1 protein-coding gene is annotated in these 542 nt (G+C 64.8%); it reads left to right on the top strand.

The window, feature by feature from the left end:
- Positions 1–122 precede the first annotated feature (122 nt).
- A partial coding sequence (locus EG885_RS22380) for a gamma-glutamyltransferase (protein ID WP_242679807.1) occupies positions 123–542 on the top strand: 420 nt, incomplete at its 3' end.

Consider the following 542-nt stretch of genomic DNA (forward strand, 5'->3'; position numbering starts at 1 on the left):
CGATGCGGTCGTGGCCTTTGACAATCTGGCCAATCGCGATCTTGAGATGACGCGGATGATGTTCTCATACGAGAACCTGATCGCCTCGGACGAGGTGACCCGGATCGGGCTGGGTGATCTGGATGACAACCGCCTGTGCGGTCGACAGCTGGGATCATGCATTGCGTCTTTCGGCGGCCCGATGGGGCGGCGTCATGACGGCAGATGCGCTTTTGGCGCCTGCACAGACGCTGGCGAAGGAGGGATTTCTCCCCGGCGCCAGCCAGCAGTTCTGGCTGGACTTTCGCCGGGCCGATTGGCCCGACTGGCCCGGATTTTCACCCCTGTTGGGGGCACCGACAGGCGAATTGCTGCGCCAGCCGCAATTGGCGCATGTTTTGGCCTTGTTGAGACAAGACGGGCTGCGCAGTTTCTACGATGGCCCGATGGCCCGATGGCCCGATGGCCCGATGGCCCGATGGCCCGATGGCCCGATGGCCCGATGGCCCGATGGCCCGATGGCCCGATGGCCCGATGGCCCGATGGCCCGATGGCCCGATGGC

It is taken from the genome of Paracoccus nototheniae (assembly GCF_004335005.1).
Lineage (GTDB): Bacteria > Pseudomonadota > Alphaproteobacteria > Rhodobacterales > Rhodobacteraceae > Paracoccus > Paracoccus nototheniae.